Raw genomic sequence first — 13,995 nt, forward strand, 5'->3', positions numbered from 1 at the left:
GCAACAGAAGTTATAGAGCAGGGAGGGCTATTCTAGAGTGGTATATAAATATAACTTACGAAATCTTAGTAAAATGCCTTGTGGTAGGAAAAGAAAAAGACAAAAGGTAGCTACACATAAGCGTAAAAAGCGTCTTAGGTTAAATAGACATAAAAAGAAAAATAGATAGCACTTAAGTGCCAAGAAGCATTATTATCTACTTTGCTTAACGATTTATTAAATAGGCTACTGATTGCTTTCTAGGTTTTTGTAAAAGCGTAAACAAAATGAGCACGTGGGTAATGAATTAATAATTAATAGTACAGATAATAATTGTAGAATAGCACTTCTAAAAGGTGGAAATCTTTTTGAGTATCAGGTAGAAAAAGAAGATAATAAATTTAAAGTAGGCGATATTTATTTGGGAATTATTAAAAAAGTAGTCCCCAGTTTAAATGCAAGTTTTGTAGATGTAGGATATAAAAAAGATGCTTTTTTGCATTATTTAGATCTTGGTCCGCAGTTTAATTCATTAAAAAATGCGATTCAAGTAGTTAGGCATCAGCAAGGTAATGTAGAAAATCTAGTTGATTTTGTAGTTGAGCCCCCTATAGATAAGCTTGGTAAAATTGGAGATGTGCTCACAAAAGGGCAAGAAGTATTGGTACAGATTGTCAAAGAGCCTATTTCCAGCAAAGGGCCTCGTATAGCTTCTGAGTTAACTTTACCTGGTCGTTATATGATACTTATACCTTTTGTAGATACCATTAGTATTTCTAAAAAAATTACAAATGGCGAAGAAAGAGATCGACTACACCGTTTAATTGCTTCTATTAAGCCAAAAAATTTTGGCGTAATTGTGCGTACGGTAGCAAAAGGAATTGATGTCGCTACATTAGATAGAGACCTCAAAGATCTTATCAATAAATGGAAAAAGGGAATAGAGCAGCTAGTTAATGCATTACCTGGTGAAAAAGTTATAGGTGAGGTAAATAGAGCCTATACTATTTTACGCGATATGCTCAACGAATCTTTCGATAGCATTGTGGTGGACGATCAACTTCTTTATACTGAAATCAAACAGTATATACATACAATTGCACCTGATAAAGAGAAGATTCTTAAACTTCACCAAGGTAAGATTAAGCTTTTTGAACAGTGGGGTATAGAACGTCAGTTAAAAACCCTTTTTGGCCAAACCGTTGGTATAGAGGGGGGGGGCTATTTAGTGATTGAGCATACTGAAGCCATGCATGTTATTGATGTGAACAGTGGCAATAGAGCATTAGATGAAGAGGGGCAAGGGAAAATGGCTTTAAATGTTAATTTAGCCGCTGCACAAGAAATTACACGGCAGTTGCGTTTGCGGGATATGGGGGGCATTATTGTAGTGGATTTTATAGATATAAAGGACATAGAAGATCGTAGGCTTCTTTATCAAAAAATGAAGGAGCTTATGAAGGAAGATCGTGCTAAAACTTCTGTTTTACCATTGTCCAAGTTTAGTATTATGCAAATCACACGGCAACGGGTGCGACCAGAAATGAATGTAGTGACAAGAGAGCTTTGCCCATCTTGTAATGGAACAGGAAAAATTGATGCTTCTATATTGGTTTCAGAAAGAATTGAAGAAAACTTGCGTCTTGTTTTGATGAATCAAAATGAAAAAGGCATAAGACTTTTAGTCCATCCTTATCTCTATGCCTACTTTACCAAAAATTTGTTCTCTAAGCGATTTAGATGGTTTATACAATATGGTAAATGGGTTACACTGGTTGAAGATTCTTCAATGGCAGTAACAGATTATAAACTTATCAACCGAAATCAAGAAGAAATAGAGCTTTATTAGTGCTTTTTATACATTTATTACCAATGGTTTTAGCTTATTAATAAGCCAAAACCATTTTTTATGCGTTTTATAAGTCAGAACAAAGTATGCATACATTTTACTTGCTAAAGTAAAAACATTTGTTTCGCTAGATGGTTGTGTTAGGCTTGTGTAATTCAAAAGGAACCATTACATTAATAGTGGACACTATTGACACATAAATAAGAAATAGCAAACCCACAGCCAGCTAAAAACCAAAATAAGCTAAGGTATGATAGTTGTATTATGGACAACTGGCATCGCTAATGTAGTTGGCTTATTTTTGATTTTTTAAGATGTAGGTGCCACTTAGAAAAGGGCTAAATGAGGTAAAAGCAATAAAAAAGATAACGTAATGAACAATAAAAATTAATTATGGCGCCCACCAATCTATCTGAACGTAGCAAAGCATCCACTTTATTGACAGCTATTGTAAGTATGGTTTTTTGCTTATCTACCCATTCAAGCGACGCAAAAGATAAGAAGATTAAAAATCTTTCTACAATTTTACAAAATACAAAGGACTATTGCAAAAAAATATTTAAAAAAAGTTACCATTTAAAAAATTTACATCATCAAGGGCTCTATGACCTCCAACAGGCAGCAATAGAGGGTGGTGTTGCTATATGTAGCCTAAAATATCGAACACAAAATGGTGCGCGTGTCAGTCTGCTGGACCAGGCTAGGCTACAACCGCTGCACAGTGATCGGCCCATTGATCCAATTATAGATCATAACCCAAGATTTTGGCCATATGAGGTGTCTCATCAAAGCTGGCATAAAGCTAGTCTTATATCCTATTTGCAACAACCCGACACCCAGATAAATAGCGATGCTCCCGCTACGGCTACAAAAAAAACAATTTTAATAGATCAGAATAATCTATTGCATGATCAGCCTATAGCTACAGATGGGCTATTGGAAGAATTGCTGGGTGTTCACACACTTAATAAAAATGATAATCAATTGAAAAATATATTTTCTAAAATTTCATTTGATTGCACCCTAGGCGTTGGAGCTGTTTTCTATACCAACCGCTTAGAACAAATGCAATTACTCCAAAGGAAAAACAATACTTACTTTTTTAGAACTAAGACAGATGAAGTATATAAACCCAATTGGTTCCACCATACGCTTGATGAAGTCATAGACTTTGATCCATTTGATTCTATAGAATATAGTAGCACTGAAAAGACAGAATTTCAAGGAAAAGGGTTAGGCGTGCCTGTTACATTAGGGATACAATATCTTTGTGGCCAACGGCTGTTTATAGGTTTGGGTAGAGAAATGATCTTTAATGCGACCAATAGATTGACCCATTATTACAACCACATACCCCGTAAGGCCTATCATACGCATAAAAAATGGTCCGCACAGGGAAGATGGTTTGCCAAATGTGGGTGGTATGCGTTTGGTAATGAAAAGCATAGATTTTTTGGCGATATGCGGCTATTTTATGTGCATCATTTGGGTAGTAGGTTGGCTAGGTTGGTAACCTTTGGCCCCTATTTACATCATACAGTTGCCTATAATTTCGGTGTAGGATACGAGCAGCAGCTGACGGATTACCTTTCATACACCATGCGTTTTGCTATGGAATGGCAAAGATTTAAACAGTTTGCCAATAAAATTTACAATATTCAATATACACAACCGGCTATTTATCTTCAAATGGGTCTTGCTGTGCGGTGTACTAAGTGTAATCTTGATAACCATTTAAAAAATAGGGCCTGCCATACTAAACCCCATACCTTAAATGACCCAACCAAGTTAGACGGTTTACAAGATTTGCTCGATTTAGATTAATCCTTCCTTAGAAATATTTGTTTATTCCAATCATATTTATTATAATGTGCTATGCTGTATAAATCGTTCAATTTTTGTCGAAAGTGCAGCCATTAGTTAAGCAAATAGCTAATTTTTTATCCTCTTTCATTATATAAAAAGACTGAATAAAATCTATAATTAATCTTATAACACTTTAATGAAATCATACCACCTAAACATATTATTGCCATGAAAATTAAGATCGGGTTACTTAGCTTATTTTTTGCTAACAGCATCATATATCCTATATATGCTGATAAATATGCAACTCAATTAGAGGCGGATGAAGTAAATATAAATCCGATAATTGAGAAAAACGATGAAAAAGTAGACGAAGTTCAAGTAGAAGAAGCTAAATCTAAGGATTTAATAAAATTGGGTGCTACTATTACCATGGGCCCTAGTATCGTATACCAGGAAAAAAGATGGTCGTCTCAAAATAGGATTGGTGCAGATCTAACCTTCAAAGCGGAGGTGCCAAACGCTTGGTGTAACCAAGCTGCAACTTTTAAGATAACTGCTGCTTGCCAACAAGAAAAAACTACGCTTACTAGTGCTGCTGTTACCATTGGGAAAATGATAACGATTGGTTATGGTTCTACTATTTTGTCTTATGAAAAAGCAGATGGTAGTTTACTTATTTCTCCAGGAAGATCTGTGTTACAAATAAAACATCAGTATACTTTTGATTGGTTACGAATTGCCTATGCAATTGAGAAGCCTATTGCATTGCAAGTAGGATGGTTTGATAAAAATCAACTGGAGGAAAAAAAATCAGCATCAAAAGAAAAGGAAGAGAAAAAAGAAGGACAAGGAGAGAAAAAAGAATCAGAAGAACCAAAAGAACCTACAGGCGGCAGTCGGCTTAATAAAGTGGATGACTCAGAACAAAAGGAACGTTTTTTTAAAGTTCAAAATAATTTCCCATCCGTTGGTGTAAACCTAAGTGTCATTAGAGATCACCTTAATATTGGCCTGAGTGGCTTAGGGCGTTTTTCTGATTATACGCATAGTACCGACCTTAGTGCGCAAAATTTGCCTAATAAGTTAGCGTTTACTTACGGTGGCCATGTAGGTATTCAGTATCAAGTAATACCTAAAAAGTTTACCCTTACAGGACAAGGGGCTTATGTACATGGTTTGGGTGATTACCTACCGGGCCTTGCAGCAGTTCAAAGTGAGAAGGAGCGGCAAGAAATGTGTGCCGCCTACTATATACATAAGGACCAAGATCAGTTGTCTTTTATAGATGCATGGGGCCTTGGCGCTGCTTTAGAATACTGTGTAACACCTAAGTGGACGTTATCTATAGCAGGCTCTTATCTTTCTACTGTAGAAGATGCTCAGAAGCCGCCTATAGCATTTCTTAACCAATGGAACCTCATTCCGAAAGTAGCCTATAAGTTCAATAACCATTTCACCTTTTCTGGTAGGTATGATCTAGGCATCGAGTCCAGGGTAGATGAGACAAAAAATAAAGGAGCTGTACAGAAATTCTCTGGGAGTATAAATTTTAGCTTGTAGCATCGCTAGAAGGGACATGGTTCAGTACCCTATTTAAAATTTAATTGTATATAGAAATGGGGTTTACCTAGTTTGAAGGTGCTAACCCATAAAGCTAGCTATTGCCCCTAACTATCATAACTATACATTAAATTACTATGCATAAAAATATAATAAAAGCTACTTTAATGCTAAGCTTAGGATTCGTAGTAAGCAGTATTATTTTTGCCTTAGGGCTATACTATACCCGTTCAAGCGTGGCCGCATCTGTTAGCGTAAAAGGGCTTTCAGAAAGGGAAGTTGATGCCAATCTAGGTATATGGACCATTCCGTTTGAGGCAGTGGATAGTGACTTAGAGGGCGTCAATAGGAAAATCAAAAAGCAAACAGAAATATTACTTGCCTTTCTAAAACAACAAGGTTTTATAGATAAAGAAATTATACATGGTACCCCAGAATTTCGTTATCTTGGGAAAAATGAAGCACAACCTGTTGGTAACTCAATAAAGATGGAAATCGTTGTACATACATCTAATGTATTTTTACTATATGAAACTGTACAAAAGTCTCAAGAGTTAATGAAACTAGGCGTTTGCATAACCTATCATAGGTGGGATGGACCAGCTAAATTTATCTTCACAGATTTAAATACAATTAAGCCATCTATGATCCAAGAGGCTACTATAAATGCCAGAAAAGCTGCAAAGCAGTTTACTACTGATGCAAATGTTCCTTTAGGGAAGTTGCGTAACGCTTCTCAAGGTGCTTTTTCTATAGAAGATACCCATATTCCTACTAAAAAACGGGTCCGTGTAGTAACTCAGATGCAATATGCTATTCAATAAAACCATGGTTCGTTTATTATTTTGTCTGTTTGGATTTATACGCAGTTTTTGCTTGTCATATCCCACAATAGCTAACCATGTAAATGGTGCAATACCCAAGATATATTGATGCTAATAAGCGTATGAATGGTTTGGATATTTTACTGATTATACCACTTATTTGGGGGAGCTATAATGGGTTTAAGAAAGGGTTTGTTGTAGAGCTAATTGCTTCCTCCCTAGTAGTATTGGGTTGCATAAAAGGTGTACCTATGTTTTATACATTGCTGCCCATTGTAAAAGACAAATTACCTCGTTTAGCTACTTGCCTTCCTATTGGCTTGGCCGTTCTTATGCTTTTCATAGGGGGAGGAGTCATTTATTTTCTAATGAAATTAATAAAAAGCATTTTAGTGATTAGTCTGCTGGGTATATTTGATAACCTATTAGGAGCACTATTTGGGTTGTGTAAGGTCGCATTCTTTATCAGCTTGTTGATCTACTGTTGGCGTCTTTTAGAGCTTACTGCTTTGCCCAGTATCTATACAGAGAATAGCCTATTGTTTCCATTATTAGAAGCTATCATTCCGAAGCTTTTACAGTCTCATTATCTGTTTAGTGCACGGTCTGCATTAAAAATGAAATGTCATTGATCCCTTCCTACACATAAAATCTAAGCAGCACCATCCTTTTAACTATCTAGAAACGCTACCACCAATCGCAAAAAAACTGTGTAAAAGTATTTTCTAGAATTTTTTATCCAAGAGGTTGATTTTTATCTATCTTCTGATCAAGTAAAAAGTAATATATATATATTACTTTTTTACCTTGTCCCTAAGCAAATACTATACAAACTTAGTAAAAACTAATAATGTGATTTAGCAGCTCTTTTTCGTTGATTAGGATCCAATATAGCTTTTCGTAAACGGATAGATTGCGGTGTAACCTCTACACGCTCATCATCTTTTATATACGTAATCGCTTCTTCTAATGTCATCACAACCGGTGGACTTAATCGAATAGATTCGTCTGAGCTTGATGCGCGCATATTGGTAAGCTGTTTTCCTTTTAATAAGTTTACTTCTAGATCATTATCCCTATTGTGTTCTCCTACAATCATCCCACCGTAGACTTTTTCACCTGGACCGATAAACATTTTACCTCGGTCTGCTAAATTAAAAAGCGCATAGGCAACTGCATCGCCCATACCCATTGCAATCATTACCCCATTGCGTCGTCCAGTAATGATTCCACGATAGGGACCATAACTATGAAAGGTCCTATTCATAATACCAGTACCTCTAGTTTCAGTAAGAAAAGTGCCATAATAACCAATTAAACCACGTGATGGCCCAACAAAAATAATACGTGTTTTGTCCCCACCTATTGGACGCAGGTCTCTCATCTCTGCTTTTCGTACATTCATAGATTCAATTACAGCGCCTGAAAATGCATCATCTACTTCTATTTGTATTTCTTCTAATGGTTCTAATTTTTCACCATTAGCTCCTAATTTAATTAATACGCGAGGTCTACTAATAGAAAGTTCAAATCCCTCTCTTCTCATGGTTTCTATTAAAACCCCTAACTGTAATTCACCACGTCCTGCTACTTCAAAAGAATCTTTATTAGGGCTTTCTGTTACTTGAATCGATACATTTGATTCGAGTTCACGCATAAGTCTATCACGTAGGGCATTAAAAGTGACCTTATTCCCTTCTGTTCCAGCGAGAGGAGAATCATTTACTGAAAAATTAATGGCCAGTGTAGGTGGATCTATAGGAATCGCAGGTAAAGCTTTCATCACGGTAGGTGCACAAATAGTATCCGCTACGTTGGCTCGTTGCATCCCTGCAATCGCAATAATGTCACCAGCATACGCTGTTTCAATGGGTAGATGTTCCATGCCCCGGAAAGCCATAATTTTTGTAACCTTGCCATTTTCTACCACGCCATTCTCTTTGTTCAGTGCTTTGATGGCCTGTTGTACTTTTAAGCTACCTGTAAAGATACGTCCTGTTAACATACGGCCTAAATAAGGGTCATATTCCCTTGCCGTTATAAGCATCGAAAAATCACTATTTAAATCTACAGTTGGCGCCGGTACATGGTCTAGGATTAGATCAAATAAAGGAGATAGATCTTTTCGTTCACCATCTAATGTTCTACTGGCCCAACCTGCTCTGCCAGAAGCATAGGCGGTAGGAAAGTTAAATTGCGCTTCTGTAGCTTCAAGTGCTATAAAAAGTTCTAAAATTTCATCTTCTACTTCTTCTACACGTGCATCCGGACGATCAATTTTATTTACGACTACAATAGGACGTAATCCTAGTTTTAAAGCTTTGCTCAAAACAAACTTAGTTTGGGGCATCGTTCCTTCTGCAGCATCTACCAATAAGACCACACCATCCACCATACTTAATATGCGTTCTACTTCTCCACCAAAGTCGGCATGACCAGGTGTATCTACAATATTAATACGGGTATCTTTCCAAACTAAAGAGGTACACTTGGCCAAAATCGTAATGCCACGTTCCCGCTCTAAATCGTTAGAGTCCATAACCCGATCGGCTACTTCTTGATGGGCTCTAAATGCGCCACTTTGCTTTAATAGGTTGTCTAATAAGGTAGTTTTTCCGTGGTCTACGTGTGCTATAATGGCAATATTACGTAATGGTTGCATGAAATATTTTAGTTTAATGGCCGCTTAGGTTACTAGTAGTTTTAAATAACGTTAATGAAAAAAAGTGGTTTCTATTTATTGCCCTTCATGGTGACAAGAAGGCAATACATCCAAAAATAGCAATGAACTTCCTATAAAAAGATAATTGAGAAGATTACAACATATCTATAGGTAGAATGGTTACGTGCATTTTTGGGACCTTTTGTCTCAAAGCAGTCCTTCATCAGAAAAACTAAAATAGTTTCTGTCTGTAAATATAATATGATCTAAAACAGCTATATCAAGCAATTTCCCAGCTTTGTCAAGCGAATTGGTTAATACAATATCAGCAGTACTCGGAGTCGTATTGCCAGAAGGATGATTGTGCGCCAATATAATAGAAACAGCTTGATGGTCTAGCACCAATCTAAATAAAAATTTAGCATCTACAATAGTCCTACTCGTGCCTCCACTACTGAGTTTTATCTTCTTGATGAGATAATTTGCTCTATTCAGCAACAAAATCCAAAACTCTTCTATAGATTTATCCGTTAAATCTGGCTGCAGCAATTTGTACGCTTTAGAAGAACTGTTGACCAGTTCTTTTTTTCGGAATGGTTCGTCGGTTCGCCTACGCGTAAGTTCCATAGCACAAACAATAGCAATCGATTTTGCTGTGCCTATACCCCTAAATCGCTGCAATTCTTGTACAGAACGTTTGGCCAGTTCTTGAAGACTATTGCCATTGGCCAGTTCTTGAAGACTATTGCCATTCGTTTTTAAGATATGTTGTGCCAACACCACAACGCTTGTGTTACGTGTACCAGAGCCTATAAGAACAGCTAAAAGCTCTGCATCGGTTAAGGTTGCTGCTCCTTTTTGGAGTAGCTTTTCTCTTGGTCGATCTTCAGGCGCCCAGTCTTGAATCTTGAGCGGAGCTGTTACATATATCTCTGATGCCATATCACTTAAGCGATTAGGCTACAGTTGCAGTTAACCTATTGACATATTTAGTAAGCTTGGCTTTACTATTCGCACTTTTATTTTTGTGCACAATGTTTTTTGCTGCTAGCTTATCTAACATAGAAAAAACCTTAGGTAACAACTGTTCTGCAGCCGTTTTATCTGTAATTTTACTCACCTTTTTTATAAAGGTTCTACATGTTTTTAGCTGATAACGATTACGAAGATACTTAGTATGACTTGACCGTATGCGTTTTTCAGCTGATTTATGATTTGCCATATGAATGGAATTAAATATTTAAATGCTTGCTTTGCTTACAAGATACTACTTTTTTATATATCATTCAATTATTTGATGGCCAAGATAGGATCAGCCAAAGCGCTGCTATTTTTCTAGATCATACCCCCGAAAAAAAGTGATATATTAACCTCAACGCTGGATTGTACTTATTGTAAATCAGTTATATATTTTATTTTTAAAAAATCCTTTATTAGTCGATAAGCTGGAATGCCAGCTATCAAATTTATAATAAAATTAGGGATACTGCTATTGCTAGCATGTTGTATGTAATGAATATTTTTCAGTTGATGGATCTTTTTCGAATCATTCGTTCTACCGTAAAAAAATCGTTGGACCATTTAGCGTCAAGCTTATATTTGCTTTTTAAAGTTTTTTTAGAGCTATTTTTAATAAAGTAACGCATTTTGGGTGTTTATGAATCATAGCTAATTTAAGTGGCGTATAACCACCTTCATTTTGGGTATTAATTAGAATATCTTTAACCCCTAGTAACACTTTTACTACTTCTCTATGCCCCTTACATGATCCAATATGAAGGGGCGTAAAACCATATATACTTTTTGCATTAACATTAATATTGGATTGTTCTACTAACGCTTTTACTACTGCTACATGACCTTTTTCGGCTGCCAAATATAGTGGCGTACGACCACCATAATCTCCTAGATTAACCCGAATATCCTTAGCACATAGTAGTGCTTTTACTACTTCTACGTGACCTTCATGGGCTGCGGTATGAAGGGGACTCCAACCATATTCATTTTTTAGATTAACATTAATATCTGGCTGGTCTAATGGATTTTCTAATAACAATAATCTCACTGTTTTTGCATCATCTGTTGTTATTGGTATATAACTTCCAGGATGACCACAAATAGCATCATTTTGAATATTAATATCAATGCTTTTGTTTTCTAATAAGGTTTTTACTACTTCTATATGCCCCCTATATGCTGCGATATGAAGGGGCGTCCAACCATACTTATTTTTTCTATTAACTTCAATACTTGGTTGTTCTAGCAATACTTTTACTACTGCTACATGACCTTCTTGGGCTGCCGCATGGAGTAAAGTCCACATATCTTTATTTACTATGCTAAGGCTATAGTGGTTACCTTTAAAGAAGGCAATAAATACTTTTACTACCTCTACATGACCTTTATATGCTGCCATATGCAAAGGCGTCCAATCCATTTTTCCTGTACTGATCCGGATACTTGGTTGTTTTAACAACATTTTTACCACTTCTACATGACCTTCTTGGGCGGCTGCGTAAAGCGGCGTAAAACCACCTTTATTTTCTATATTCACACGAATACCTTTAGCCATCAATAACGCTTTTACTATCTCTACATCGCCTTTATATGCTGCGATATGAAGGGGGTACCATTATATTTATCCTTTGCATTGACCAAGATATCTGGTTGTTTTAACAACGCTTTTACTACTGCTACTTGACCTTCTTGGACGGCTAGATGCAGAGGAGAGCGCGTTGCTATATGTAGACTAGTATCACTTTCTTGTACCGATGCATATGGCTCGCCATAACCATAGATCGGAAGTAAAAAAAACAAAAGAAGCTTATACAATATTGCTGATGTGGTAGAAGAGTGGATATATGTAATTTGTTTTGTATACACCATATGTAAAAATGATTTAGTATTGTTTGTAATGCGTTATTTTATAGCCTCTAATCTGTACCTATATGGATCTTAATGGGTTACTTCTTGGAACAAATAAGATAAATCTGTTACTTAAATGCAAATAAAAATAGGATAAAAAATATTCTATGCATAAAAGCTACTAAAAATATAATAATGTACCTGGTTACTAGTTATTTATAGTTAGTATTTAATAAGTTTTTAATCATGATGTTATCGAAAAATATGTTTAAATACTTTAATTATCAAATGTTTGTTTACGAACTTAGGTTGTATTATGCTATAAGTTTATTAGATTCAAAATCGATGGGGTTAAAAATACATAAGGTCGCATTACATAATGGCATAGCTTTTCCCATTTGATGGGTGCATTACAATTTTCTTGTTTAGGCAATGAAAAAACAATTTTTGGTATCTATTCAAACCATTTATTGGTTTTGGATAACCTTTTTCCTTCCTTTAGAGGCTTGGCCTTGGGGTTTTTTTGCACACAAGCAGATTAATCGGTACGCTATTACTACGCTACCGCCAGCTATGTTTGCTTTTTATAAACCACATTTAACATTTTTAACTGAAAACTCTATAGATCCAGATAAACGTAGATATGTGGTCAAAGGTGAGGCCTCAAAACACTTTATAGATATGGAGCATTACCAGGCTAGTCTATTGGATCGACAAAAACTTTTATTTCAACAAGCGGTCGAAAAATATGGTGCTAAAGCGGTAGAGACACATGGTCAACTCCCTTGGGTTATACTCCATGTACACAAACAATTAACAGAGGCTTTTAGGGAGAAGGATATTGCTAAAATCCTAAAAAAATCAGCAGATTTAGGCCACTATATTGCGGATGCGCATGTGCCCTTACACACTACACAAAACTACAATGGACAAATGACGGACCAAGAAGGGATTCATGCTTTATGGGAAACCCGACTCCCTATTTTATTTTTCGATACCTATAATTTTTTTGTTGGACAGGCGGTTTATATAAAAGATCTATTAAGCCATATTTGGCATATTGTCTTAGCATCTCATGCATTGGTTGAAGAGGTACTGCATCTAGAAAAGGAGCTTTCCGCACAATATCCTATGGTAGCAAAATATAGTTTTGAGCAAGATGGTCAGCTACTCAAAAAAGAATATTCAGTTGCATTTGCTACTATCTACCATCAAGCACTACAAGGACAGGTTGAGGCACGTTTGCAACAGTCTATTAAAGAAGTAGGTAACTTCTGGTTAACGGCTTGGATCAATGCAGGATCCCCAAATTTAAATGATTTTAATGCAGATCTACCGATTCAAGATGCAGTAGACGAATCTTTCCAAGAAAGTAGCCCTTTAGAAGGCATTAGGGAATGTGGAGGCGAATAAACTAGTTTCTTGCATTCAATAAGGTTCTGTAACGTTTGTTTTTATGAAAATTATATGTATATCCCTACAGGTTTCCTAAAAATAAATTATCTCGGGCATTTTATTGCTTATAAATTTTTGAATATATAAGGAAAAAATAGATAATAAAGCGAAGATCTATACCAAATAAAAAATATATATACGTCACAGAACCTTAAACTTGAAAGTAGATTTTACCTTATATATTTTATATATTCAGAAGTTTTTTTGACAAAATCCCTAAACCCCCTGTCCTGTTTTTTAGATGCTGATGATGGATTTTGATGAATAACTTTTTCACTTTTATTATTTCCCTCCTCCCTTTTAAAATCTATTTCTTCATAAATAGGCTCTTCATCTTGGTTAGTATCAGTTCTATTTTGATAAATAGGCGCTTCACTTTTATGCGCTTGTGCTAGATTTTCATTTATCCGGCTTAGATTTTGGTGGTTACCATTGCTCCGCGGCGTTTCATAATAGGAGGCTGTCTCAATAATCTCTTTATCTGTATTAGGAATCTCTTCATAAATAGGATCGTTATCAGTAGTTTCGTCATCAACGATCTCTATATAGATAGGTTCTTCTTGATTATTTTCTATTTTTTTTGCTTTTTTTTCTAGTCCTTCGATTGAATGTAGAGCTGTTGTTGTTGATGCAATAGGATCCAATGTAGCCATCTCTTCGCTTACATTATCTAGCCTTTGCTCAAATCGATTAAGATCAATATTTAATTGGTTATCAGACTCTACATATTTATGTGTTAAAACAGATTTGTGCTGTTTTGCTTCTATAGAAGCATCTAACCATTGGGCTTCATTTTGCTTCAATAGTTTATTATTTTGATTGGTTATACCTGCATAGCTTTTTAATTTTTTGCTATCCTTTTTCCCCATTAAAAAAGGTCTTTGTGTACTTTGATCAAAGCATGCAACGCCAAAGGATGCCATAGAAGTGTATATTACCGTACTTTTTAATAAAAATTTTATCCTTTTTTCCATTACTTACTTTTTAAAATT

The 13,995-nt window shown here is 35.7% G+C and carries 12 protein-coding genes and 1 pseudogene; 6 read left to right on the forward strand and 7 right to left on the reverse strand.

The genetic code is table 11. The features are described from left to right. Nucleotides 1–274: 274 nt before the first annotated feature. The 5 genes from AL022_RS01785 (at nucleotide 275) to AL022_RS01805 (ending at nucleotide 6,653) form a co-directional block, all read left to right on the forward strand. Nucleotides 275–1,828 (forward strand): Rne/Rng family ribonuclease, encoded by a 1,554-nt coding sequence (locus AL022_RS01785; protein ID WP_014934539.1) that lies wholly within the window; start codon nucleotides 275–277, stop codon nucleotides 1,826–1,828. A 393-nt stretch (nucleotides 1,829–2,221) separates the two neighbouring features. Then, nucleotides 2,222–3,652 (forward strand): hypothetical protein, encoded by a 1,431-nt coding sequence (locus AL022_RS01790; protein ID WP_014934540.1) that lies wholly within the window; start codon nucleotides 2,222–2,224, stop codon nucleotides 3,650–3,652. Between the two features lie 210 nt (nucleotides 3,653–3,862). Beyond that, entirely contained in the window at nucleotides 3,863–5,197 is a 1,335-nt protein-coding gene (locus AL022_RS01795) for a hypothetical protein (RefSeq protein ID WP_014934541.1), read from the forward strand. A 137-nt stretch (nucleotides 5,198–5,334) separates the two neighbouring features. Next, nucleotides 5,335–6,021 carry an SIMPL domain-containing protein gene (locus tag AL022_RS01800; RefSeq protein WP_014934542.1) on the forward strand — a complete coding sequence of 229 codons (687 nt, stop codon included), beginning with the start codon at nucleotides 5,335–5,337 and terminating at the stop codon, nucleotides 6,019–6,021. Between the two features lie 83 nt (nucleotides 6,022–6,104). Then, on the forward strand, nucleotides 6,105–6,653 hold the full coding sequence (locus AL022_RS01805; protein WP_014934543.1) for a CvpA family protein: 549 nt from the start codon (nucleotides 6,105–6,107) through the stop codon (nucleotides 6,651–6,653). A 212-nt stretch (nucleotides 6,654–6,865) separates the two neighbouring features. On the opposite strand, the gene typA is transcribed toward AL022_RS01805, so the two are convergent. The 6 genes and pseudogenes from typA to AL022_RS01835 all read right to left on the reverse strand — a co-directional run bounded on the left by typA (nucleotide 6,866) and on the right by AL022_RS01835 (nucleotide 11,569). Continuing rightward, nucleotides 6,866–8,683: a translational GTPase TypA gene (typA, locus tag AL022_RS01810; protein WP_014934544.1), complete on the reverse strand. Its 1,818-nt coding sequence runs from the start codon at nucleotides 8,681–8,683 to the stop codon at nucleotides 6,866–6,868. Nucleotides 8,684–8,890: 207 nt separating this feature from the next. Further along, the gene (radC, locus tag AL022_RS01815; protein ID WP_014934545.1) at nucleotides 8,891–9,625 is read right to left on the reverse strand and encodes a RadC family protein; all 735 of its coding nucleotides are present in this window, start codon (nucleotides 9,623–9,625) and stop codon (nucleotides 8,891–8,893) included. A gap of 13 nt (nucleotides 9,626–9,638) precedes the next feature. Then, entirely contained in the window at nucleotides 9,639–9,905 is a 267-nt protein-coding gene (gene rpsT / locus AL022_RS01820; RefSeq protein ID WP_014934546.1) for a 30S ribosomal protein S20, read from the reverse strand. A 167-nt stretch (nucleotides 9,906–10,072) separates the two neighbouring features. Then, nucleotides 10,073–10,219, reverse strand: a pseudogene (locus tag AL022_RS04665) (IS982 family transposase); the annotation flags it as partial. Between the two features lie 70 nt (nucleotides 10,220–10,289). Beyond that, nucleotides 10,290–11,255, reverse strand: coding sequence for an ankyrin repeat domain-containing protein (locus tag AL022_RS01830; RefSeq protein ID WP_014934547.1), 966 nt, complete (start codon nucleotides 11,253–11,255; stop codon nucleotides 10,290–10,292). A gap of 20 nt (nucleotides 11,256–11,275) precedes the next feature. After that, nucleotides 11,276–11,569 (reverse strand): ankyrin repeat domain-containing protein, encoded by a 294-nt coding sequence (locus AL022_RS01835; RefSeq protein ID WP_014934548.1) that lies wholly within the window; start codon nucleotides 11,567–11,569, stop codon nucleotides 11,276–11,278. A gap of 411 nt (nucleotides 11,570–11,980) precedes the next feature. Between AL022_RS01835 and AL022_RS01840 the strand changes: the two genes are divergently transcribed. Next, complete coding sequence (locus tag AL022_RS01840; protein ID WP_014934551.1) at nucleotides 11,981–12,961, forward strand: zinc dependent phospholipase C family protein; 981 nt, start codon at nucleotides 11,981–11,983, stop codon at nucleotides 12,959–12,961. 212 nt (nucleotides 12,962–13,173) lie between these two features. Here AL022_RS01840 and AL022_RS01845 read toward each other — a convergent pair whose 3' ends face one another. Then, nucleotides 13,174–13,926, reverse strand: coding sequence for a hypothetical protein (locus AL022_RS01845; protein ID WP_148269035.1), 753 nt, complete (start codon nucleotides 13,924–13,926; stop codon nucleotides 13,174–13,176). Nucleotides 13,927–13,995 lie beyond the last annotated feature (69 nt).

Source organism: Cardinium endosymbiont cEper1 of Encarsia pergandiella (assembly GCF_000304455.1).
GTDB lineage: Bacteria > Bacteroidota > Bacteroidia > Cytophagales > Amoebophilaceae > Cardinium.